The organism is Terasakiella brassicae, assembly GCF_014641495.1.
Taxonomy (GTDB): domain Bacteria; phylum Pseudomonadota; class Alphaproteobacteria; order Rhodospirillales; family Terasakiellaceae; genus Terasakiella; species Terasakiella brassicae.
Window position 1 is genome coordinate 18,176 of record NZ_BMHV01000031.1, and the last position, 9,725, is coordinate 27,900.

Genomic DNA, 9,725 nt, shown 5'->3' on the forward strand with positions numbered 1-9,725 from the left:
CATGTTAATACGGTTAAGGCGTAAATTATCCGAAAAAATAAAATACGCAAGATGAACTGTAAGATAAAAAAACGCCCCGCAAAAGAAATCACGGGTCGCTCAAGTTGGGGCGAAGTGAAACAATGGGCGTGATGTCCCCTTTTTCCACGGCATCGGACAGAACTTTGCCGTCTTTCAGATAACCGTATCCGTCAGGGAAAGGGTGATGTGTCTCGTCCGGTGATTTGGCATTAAGCCCGGAAACGGCAAGCCCAAGCAATGCTGCGGTGAGGGAAAAGACAATTTTATGTTCAATTAATCTCTTAAAAGAATGCGTGTTATTATTCACTTTAACTTTGCTGGTTTTGTCGCTAAAGTTTGCATTATGTCGATATCTACAGTCATATATGTCGCCGCAGGCGGGGCCGTTGGGGCCGTTGGGCGTTTTCTGGTTGTCTCGTTGGTGGGCAGTTGGGCGCACGCAGCAGGCAGCAGTTTTCCGTTTGGTACAATCGTCGTCAACGTGCTGGGGTCTTTTATTCTCGGATCTTTGGTGGAACTGAGCGCCCTTGTCTGGTCGCCCAGCCCGGATGTGCGGGCGATGATTGTTGTTGGCATGTTAGGTGCCTTTACAACCTTTTCCACTTTTTCGCTGGATGTGGTCACCTTGATGACACGGGGCGCATGGGGGCAGGTGGCGCTTTATATGGGGATATCTGTTGCATTGTCGATCGTTGCGCTCTATATGGGCATGCAAACGATGAAAGCCCTTATCGCTTAATAAATTCTATCAAGATTGGATGAGTCCTATGTCCGGTGTGAAAAATATCACCGTTGCGGCCGACGATGACGATATTCGTCTGGATCGTTGGTTTAAACGTCATTTCCCTGAACTGCCTTATGGCCGTTTGGAAAAGCTGTTGCGCAAAGGGCAAATCCGACTGGATGGAAAACGTGTAAAGGCCAATCAACGCATTGAAAAAGGCCAAGTGGTTCGTGTTCCCCCATTTGGTGATACGGCAAGCTTGAAACCGGTTGAACCCAAGGCGCATATTCATTTGACGCAAGATGAAATTGATGAAGTGCGCTCATGGGTGCTTTATCGCGATGATGAAGTGATTGTCATTAACAAACCGGCAGGTTTGCCGACACAGGGTGGAACGGGCATTAAACGTCACCTTGACGGGTTGTTGCATGCGTTGCAGTTTGACAAAAAAGACAAACCGCGTCTGTGTCACCGTCTGGATAAGGATACATCCGGTGTTCTTGTGCTGGCGCGCAGTGCATCAGCCGCCGGTGTTTTGACCAAGGCGTTTAAATCAAAAGATGCGCGCAAGCTTTATTGGGCTTTGACCGTCAAGGTGCCAAACCCACGCGAAGGAAAAGTTTTTCAACCGATTGCAAAACATCCCTCATGGCGCGGGGAACGTATGGTGATTGATGTGGATGAGGGCCAGGATGCCCGCACACTTTATCGCACCATTGAAAGTACTGGAAATGTGGCGGCATGGGTGGCGATGGAGCCCCGCACCGGGCGCACACACCAGTTGCGCGTCCATTGTGCTTATCTGAAAACGCCGATTCAAGGTGATGGTAAATATGGCGGCGAAGATGCCTATTTGACGGGAGAAGGGGTCAGTAAAAAAATGCACCTTCATGCCCGCCGGATACAAATCCCCTCACCGGATGGCGTGGGCGTTATTGATGTGTTCGCACCGCTTCCGGATCATATGAAACGGTCGTGGGATTTCTTCGGGTTTGATGAAAATAACGAAGAGGCCGACGAACTTTTTGACCTGAGCAAAAAAGTAACGGCGACTTATAAACATCACGACTGATTGTACGGTTATAGGGTTCTTTCCTGAACAAAACCGGGCGCAACGGTTTCGTTGCAAGGGGTAATGATAACGTCATCGACTTTTGCGGCAGGTGGTCCCTTGCGACAAAGTTCTATCAGTTTTGTCAGCTTGTCTTCTTCACCGTGAATAAGGGCTTCAACGGAGCTATCCAGTCGGTTGCGGACCCATCCATCCACATGCAGGGTCAGTGCGGTTTCACGTGTCCATGCCCGATACCAGACACCTTGTACACGCCCTGTGATTTTTAGGTGATATGTCTTTTTCATAAAGAAAACCTCGGGTCCAAAAAATTTATTTGGACCCGAGTGTAGCATAGTGTCAGGCCGCTGTAGAAGCCTTAGACTTGAGGAATGTGGCAAACGCTTTATCGGTAGAGCCAACATGTTTCTGCCAAAGGGATGCCAGAATGCCGATCAGTTCGATTGATGCATGCTTGTTGGGTGCTTTCATGTACAGGTTAAAGGAGGTATCCAGACGTTCCATGAACTGTTTATGTTCAGCCGCGTGAGCTTCCAAATCCGGATAACCTGTTTTTTGCATGATCGCTTCTTCATCCGCAAAGTGGTGCTTGGTGTAATCCTGCATCTTGTGGAAGGTGTCTTCGATTGTGTGTTCGTCATCATCATTTTTGATTTCGGTATAAAGTTCGTTGATCAATTCCAACAAGAACCGATGATCATCGTCGACTTTTTTATTTCCACAGGATAGATCATCGCTCCAGCTAAACAGGGCTTGTGCATCCTGTTCATCCACTTTGATCTGTTTAAGGAAACGCGATACCAGTTCACGTAATGAGGTGGATTCTGTTGCCAGTTTATCCGACACACTCATCAGGCTGTTGGCGGCTTCGTTGGCACTTTCAGCGGATTTTTGAACCTCGATAATCGAAGACGAGACTTCGCGTGTGCCATTGGATGCCTGATCTACATTTTGTGCAATTTCACGTGTTGCGGCACTTTGTTGTTCCACGGCACTGGCGATCGTTGCAGAAATCTCGTTCATTTCTTCAATGACGCGGGATACAGAACCGATGGCACTGACCGAACGCGAGGTCGATTGTTGTATCTCTGTAATGCGGGCGGTGATATCGTCTGTTGCCTGTGTCGTTTGATTTGCCAGATTTTTGACTTCCGAGGCAACAACGGCGAACCCTTTTCCGGCTTCGCCTGCACGTGCGGCTTCGATGGTGGCGTTCAGGGCCAGCAGGTTGGTTTGTTCGGCAATGGTTGTAATCAGTTTGACGATCTCGCCGATATTGGAAACATCTTCTTCCAGTTCGCGGATATGACGTGAGGTTTCTTCTGATTCCGTCACTGCCCGGGCTGTCACTTGGGAAGCCTGAGTAACCTGACGGTCAATTTCAGAAATGGAACTGGATAATTCTTCGGCAGCAGCGGCAACGGTTTGAACATTGGATGTTGCCTCTTCCGATGCGCTGGCAACCGTGGTTGCCTGTGCCTTGGTCTGATCAGATTCTATGGTCACTCTGTTGGAGGCCTGGCGAACGGCCTGATCTGAACTGTTGAGACTGTCGAGCACGTTAATCATAGTCATTTCGAATTCACGAATATAGCTGTTGATTAACTGACGTTGCTGTTCCTTGATTTCTTCGTCTTGCTGTTTGGCGATATGCAGTTCTTCGTTCTTGATCATATTGTCTTTAAAAATCTGAACGGCTTCTGCCATATGGCCGATTTCATCACCACGATGTGTCCCTTCAATCTCCGTATCCAAGGCACCGGATGCCAACGAGGACATACTGCGGGTCATCTTGTTTAGTGGGCGGGCAATGTCGCGGGCAATAAAGAAAGAGGCACCAAGAACCAAGGCTGCAACTAGGATAGCAATGCTCCCCAAAAGGAAAACGGCATTATAAAAAGCGTTATCTACATCATCCATGTAGATGCCGGACCCCACAACCCATTGCCACGGGGCGTAACCTTTTACGAAAGACAGCTTGGCGATGGCTTTGTCATATCCGGCTTTGGGCCAGTGATAGTTGACAAACCCTTCACCGCTTTTACCTGTTTCTGAAATTTTGCGGAAAAGAGGAACGCCGTTGGGGTCTTGCGTATCCCCCATATTTTTACCATTCAGAGACGGCTTAACCGGATGCATCACAAGGGTCGCATTGAAATCTGTGATGAAAATATATTCTTGCCCATCGTAACGCATCGCTTCCAAAGTATCTTTGGCTGCTTTTTGTGCTTGTTCCTGTGTTAGCTTTCCTTGTTTGGCCTGATTGGCATAATCAAGAATAATACTGTAGGCACTCTCGACAATGTGGCGAGTTTTGATCTGTCGGTCTTCCACCATTGTGACGCGGAACTGATACAGGCTGAGGCCTGTCAGAATAGCTAATCCCGTAAAGGTTATAAGCGAAAGTGTTAACAACTTTTTCGAGATCGAAATCTTTTGCAGAAACATTATCTATTTCCCCTAATTTGCGCATTGTTGGGATCATAAACATTTTTTACTCACCGACAATAGCGCATAAGGGTATATACGTAGATTTTAATAACTCTAAAGTTATGTTTCCTTATCCGATAGGATAGGTATATTCCCGTAAATCTGAATAATTTAAAAAAAAGGCGAGGGTAAAACGACCCTCGCCATGAAATTTTTGAAAAATCTTTCGACTTTTCTTAGTCTTCGCTTGCGAATTCGATGATTTTTTGGTCAACGGATAAAGAACCACCGGCAGAAGCGTGGATCTTTTTAATAACCACGTCTTTTTCGGCCCGCATGATATTTTCCATTTTCATGGCTTCAATCACACAAAGTTCTTCACCGGCTTTGACTTCCTGACCTTCTTCGACGGCAACAGACAGCAGCAGACCCGGCATCGGGGACAGCAGGAAGGCAGACATATCCGGCGGTGCCTTGAACGGCATTAAGTCGTTCAGTTCTGCATGTCGTTTGGTCAGAACCTTAACATCGGCTTGCGCACCAGCGTGGAACAGGCTGTATCCCGTTGCCATGCGGTCTACTTGAACACAAATTTCGGTTCCGTTGATATCGGCAAAGAACAACGGCTCGCCAAACGTCCATTCCGAACGGATATGCATTTCTGTCCCGTTGATTTCAATGTCGTAGCCTTCTGTCGGGTTTGGTGTGACCGTTGCATTGAATTTTTGGTCGTTATAAAGGACAACCCATTCGTCATTCAACAAACGACCACGGCCGCCTTCCATTTGGCCTGAAATCATAACTTCACGTTCTGATTCCATGCGTTTCATAAAGCAGGCAACCGCGACCAGATTTTTCGGGTCTTTTTGCGGGACCATAGAGGCATCAAAACCATCAGGATATTCTTCTGCAATGAAGTTTGTGGTCAAAGCACCGTCGATGAAACGTTGCTTGGACATAACCGCGTTCAGGAACGAGATGTTATGGCCAACGCCACGGATGTAATATTCATCCAACGCACGACGCATATTTTCCGTACATTCTTCGCGATTTTTGCCGTGTGTAATCAGCTTGGCAATCATCGGATCGTAGAACATGGAAATTTCACCACCTTCATAGACACCTGTATCAACGCGCACTGTGTCGCTTTCAATCGGCGGACGGTATTTGATGAGACGGCCTGTGGACGGCAGGAAATTGCGGAAAGGGTCTTCGGCATAGACGCGGGATTCCATCGCCCAGCCGTTGATTTTCACGTCTTCTTGCTTGATGGTCAGTTCCTGACCATCGGCAATATTGATCATCCATTCAACCAGATCGACACCGGTGATCAATTCTGTAACCGGGTGTTCCACCTGCAAACGGGTGTTCATTTCCAGGAAGTAGAAATTCTGATCTTTATCAACGATGAATTCCACAGTACCGGCAGAACGGTAATCTACCGCCTTGGCCAGTGCAACGGCTTGTTCGCCCATTGCTTTGCGTGTTTCTTCGTTGAGGAATGGTGACGGCGCTTCTTCAATGACCTTTTGATGGCGACGCTGGATGGAGCATTCACGTTCTGCAAGATAAATCGCATTGCCGTGTTTGTCGGCCAGAACCTGAATTTCGATATGGCGCGGTTCTTCGATGAATTTTTCGATAAAGACGCGGTCATCACCGAAAGACGATTTGGCTTCGGACGTGGCACGTTCAAAACCATCGCGACATTCTTCTTCGTTATAGGCAACGCGCATGCCTTTACCACCACCACCGGCAGAGGCTTTCAACATCACGGGATAACCAATTTCAGCGGAGATTTCGACCGCATGGTCCGTGTCGCGCACAACATCGGTATAACCCGGAACAGTGCTGACGCCAGCTTTTTGGGCCAGTTTCTTGGACTCGATCTTGTCGCCCATCGCCTGAATGGCAAGTTTTTCAGGGCCGATGAATTCAACACCGATTTCGTTCAATGCATCGAAGAAATGTGCGTTTTCCGACAGGAAGCCATAACCGGGATGCACGGCCTGTGCACCGGTGTCTTTGATGGCTTTTAAAATATTGTCCATCACCAGATAAGACTGGTTGGACGGTGCCGGGCCGATATTGACGGCTTCATCTGCCATTTGGACATGAAGCGCTTCTTTATCGGCATCGGAATAGACCGCAACGGTCTTAATGCCCATCTTGCGGGCTGATTTGATTACGCGGCAGGCAATCTCACCGCGGTTTGCAATCAGGATTTTATCGAACATGTGTCCGGTTCCTATTCTTTGCTAAAACTCAGATTTGAATGAAATACGCTTAAGGCAAACCTTAGAGCGGAATGTTACCGTGCTTGCGCGCCGGGTTTTTCAAATCTTTGTTTTTCAACATTGCGAGAGATTGACAGATACGGCGACGTGTACCGTGCGGCATGATCACATCGTCGATAAAGCCACGGGCACCAGCCTTGAACGGATTGGTAAAGTTGGCGGCGTATTCATCTGTGCGGCGTTGGATCTTTTCATTATCACCAATATCGGAACGGAAGATGATCTCCACGGCCCCTTTGGCCCCCATGACGGCGATTTCTGCAGACGGCCATGCAAAGTTTGCATCCCCGCGCAAGTGTTTGGAGCTCATAACGTCATAAGCGCCGCCGTAGGCTTTACGGGTAATAACAGTTACTTTCGGTACAGTGGCTTCGGCAAACGCATAGAGCAGTTTTGCACCATGTGTGATAATGCCGTTATATTCCTGATCGGTTCCCGGCATGAAGCCCGGTACGTCCACAAATGTAACGATCGGAATGTTGAAGGCATCGCAGAAACGCACAAAACGGGCCGCCTTAACAGAGCTGTCGATATCCAGACAACCGGCCAGAACCATCGGGTTGTTGGCAACAAAGCCGACTGTATCGCCGTTCATACGGCCAAAACCGATGATGATGTTTTTGGCGAAGTCCGGCATGATTTCAAAGAAGTCACCTTCGTCTACAACTTTGGTGATCAGTTCTTTCATTTCATAGGGTTTGTTGGCGTTATCCGGCACCAATGTATCCAGGGAAATGTCATCGCGATCCGCCGGGTCTGTTGTCGGACGGGTCGGGGCTTTTTCCTTGTTGTTGCTGGGCAGGAAGTCAACGAAATCGCGCAGCTTGAGAAGGGCTTCGACATCGTTTTCAAAGGCGAGATGAGCCACACCGGATTTGGATGTATGGGTGATGGCACCGCCGAGTTCTTCTTGTGTGACTTCTTCGTGGGTCACGGTTTTGACAACGTCCGGACCTGTCACAAACATGAAGGAACTGTCTTTAACCATGAAGATAAAGTCTGTCATCGCCGGGGAGTAAACGGCACCACCGGCGCATGGACCCATGATCATGGAAATTTGCGGGATAACACCGGATGCTTCGACGTTGCGTTGGAAAACGTCTGCATAACCGCCCAAGGAAGCGATACCTTCCTGAATACGTGCCCCACCGGAATCGTTTAAGCCGATGCAGGGCGCGCCCACTTTCATGGCCTGATCCATGATCTTGCAGATTTTTTCTGCATGTGTTTCTGACAGGGAACCACCGTAAACCGTGAAATCCTGAGAGAAAACAAAGACCAAACGGCCATTGACCGTACCGTAACCGGTGACAACGCCGTCACCCGGTGTATGGTCCTGTTCCATGCCGAAATCGGTGCAGCGGTGTTCAACGAACATGTCCCATTCTTCGAAGCTGCCTTCGTCGAGGAAAATGTCAATTCTTTCACGGGCTGTCAGCTTGCCCTTTTTGTGCTGTGCGTCGATACGACGCTGACCGCCACCCATGCGGGCTTTGGCGCGTTTTTCATCAAGCATCTGGATAATGTCGTGCATCTAAATATGTCCCCTTCGCCCTTGTTGGGCATAGATATATTTGGAAGGATGTGTAGCTTCCTGACGTTATGATTACCACAATCGGATTTTACGCACCAGAAAAAATACGCACTCTAATACCGAATTACCGATTTATTTTCTTCAGCTTTGATTTTTCATGTTTTTCAGGCTGTTTTGATTGATAAAAACCTCAAATTTTATTTGGAATTTAAAAGATTGCCACGCGAAAGGTAGAGAATCCAAAAAAACAAATCTCTTGATTATTCGTGCGAATGTGTCGTGGGTTTAGATAAAGGGATAACATGAAGCTTTCCATATTTAACGCCCGTTTGTGATGTGATCTGGTCTGCCATATGACGAACCTGATGGACGGATCCATGCAAAACGGTGGCTTCCAGACAGTTTTCCGGATCCACATGTAAATGCAGGGTGGCTGTCGGGATATCGTGATGGTGATGTTGTGTTTCCATCAGGCGGGTGGAAAGGGTGCGTTCTTTATGATTATACATATAAACAACGCACCCGACACAGGGGGCTTCTTCGTTTTCAGCGATTTGTTGGTCTTTTACCAATTGTCGAATGGCATCGCGTATGCCTTCAGACCTGTTACTGTACCCCTTCATTTCGATCAACTTGTCAAAATCGGCGAGCAGGTCGTCGTCGATGGTAATGGTAATTCGTTCCATTTTTGCCTCTTGCTTTTGTTATAGTCAGTATGATAATTTTTAAAAACATCATACTTTTCATATTATTTAAACAATCATACAAGGGTTGGGAAATGAATCGACTATTCTTTAGCGTTGCAGCAGCAGGAATGTTGTTGGCGACTTCTGCGTTTGCACACACAGGTGGTGACAGCGTTCATGGTTTTGCAGCGGGCTTTGGGCATCCATTCGCTGGATTGGATCATATTTTAGCAATGGTTGCTGTCGGTGTTCTGGCGGCTCAGCAAGGTGGTAAAGCAATGGCATATGTGCCAGCTTCATTCGTTGTTATGATGTTGGTTGGTGGCTTTGTTGCGATGGTCGGTGGAACCGTTCCGTTCGTTGAACTGGGAATTGTCGGTTCCGTTATCCTGTTGGGGGCTGTTGTGGCCTTTGGTCGTCAAATGCCGTTATTAGGGGCAATGGCTCTGGTCGGTGTTCTTGCGATTTTCCACGGTTTTGCACATGGTCTGGAAATGCCGGTAAATGCAGAAGGCAGCCAGTATGCATTGGGGTTTGCCTTGGCAACGACGATGTTGCATTTGGCTGGTTTGGGGCTCAGCTTTGCTCTGAAACAACTGGATGAAAAAATGGCACCGATGGCATTGCGGATCGGTGGCGGTGCGGTTGGCACAGCCGGTGTCGTCTTGCTGGTTCTGTAAAGGCGAACGTCATTCAATAAAAAAAGGGAGAGTGCTTGGCTGCGCTCTCCCTCAGCTTATTGACAAAGCCCCTAAGCTGTCATCCCCGACCCCGATCGGGGATCCATCTTTGCTGAATGAGTAACATATAATCCATTGATTTTAAATGGATCCCGCATCAAGTGCGGGATTGTCTCTTTAAAGCTTGCTATATTTTATCGAAAGCATGAATGCTGAATATCCCAAGGGGCTATGGCCATAGCCCCTTGGGAGCGGTTCAGGCGACCGTTGCGGGATTGGGC

Annotated in this window: 9 protein-coding genes; 3 read left to right on the forward strand and 6 right to left on the reverse strand. The window is 48.1% G+C overall.

What is annotated here, in order from left to right:
• Positions 1-88 precede the first annotated feature (88 nt).
• A complete protein-coding gene (locus tag IEW74_RS15435) occupies positions 89-328 on the reverse strand; it encodes a hypothetical protein (protein ID WP_188666794.1) in 240 nt (79 codons plus the stop codon).
• Positions 329-364: 36 nt separating this feature from the next.
• Here IEW74_RS15435 and crcB point away from each other — a divergent pair, with 36 nt between their 5' ends.
• Positions 365-760, forward strand: a complete 396-nt coding sequence (gene crcB, locus IEW74_RS15440) for a fluoride efflux transporter CrcB (protein ID WP_229734387.1) — start codon at positions 365-367, stop codon at positions 758-760.
• A 28-nt stretch (positions 761-788) separates the two neighbouring features.
• Positions 789-1,817 carry an RluA family pseudouridine synthase gene (locus IEW74_RS15445; RefSeq protein ID WP_188666796.1) on the forward strand — a complete coding sequence of 343 codons (1,029 nt, stop codon included), beginning with the start codon at positions 789-791 and terminating at the stop codon, positions 1,815-1,817.
• A gap of 8 nt (positions 1,818-1,825) precedes the next feature.
• On the opposite strand, the gene IEW74_RS15450 is transcribed toward IEW74_RS15445, so the two are convergent.
• From IEW74_RS15450 to nikR, 5 genes are all read right to left on the reverse strand, one after another.
• Positions 1,826-2,104, reverse strand: a complete 279-nt coding sequence (locus IEW74_RS15450; protein WP_188666798.1) for an acylphosphatase — start codon at positions 2,102-2,104, stop codon at positions 1,826-1,828.
• 52 nt (positions 2,105-2,156) lie between these two features.
• Complete coding sequence (locus IEW74_RS15455) at positions 2,157-4,265, reverse strand: bacteriohemerythrin (protein WP_188666801.1); 2,109 nt, start codon at positions 4,263-4,265, stop codon at positions 2,157-2,159.
• A 218-nt stretch (positions 4,266-4,483) separates the two neighbouring features.
• Positions 4,484-6,484: an acetyl-CoA carboxylase biotin carboxylase subunit gene (locus IEW74_RS15460; protein ID WP_188666803.1), complete on the reverse strand. Its 2,001-nt coding sequence runs from the start codon at positions 6,482-6,484 to the stop codon at positions 4,484-4,486.
• A 61-nt stretch (positions 6,485-6,545) separates the two neighbouring features.
• Positions 6,546-8,078: an acyl-CoA carboxylase subunit beta gene (locus tag IEW74_RS15465; protein WP_188666805.1), complete on the reverse strand. Its 1,533-nt coding sequence runs from the start codon at positions 8,076-8,078 to the stop codon at positions 6,546-6,548.
• A 260-nt stretch (positions 8,079-8,338) separates the two neighbouring features.
• Positions 8,339-8,764, reverse strand: coding sequence for a nickel-responsive transcriptional regulator NikR (gene nikR, locus IEW74_RS15470; protein WP_188666808.1), 426 nt, complete (start codon positions 8,762-8,764; stop codon positions 8,339-8,341).
• 92 nt (positions 8,765-8,856) lie between these two features.
• On the opposite strand from nikR, the gene IEW74_RS15475 reads away from it, so the two are divergent.
• A complete protein-coding gene (locus tag IEW74_RS15475) occupies positions 8,857-9,444 on the forward strand; it encodes a HupE/UreJ family protein (protein ID WP_188666810.1) in 588 nt (195 codons plus the stop codon).
• Positions 9,445-9,725 lie beyond the last annotated feature (281 nt).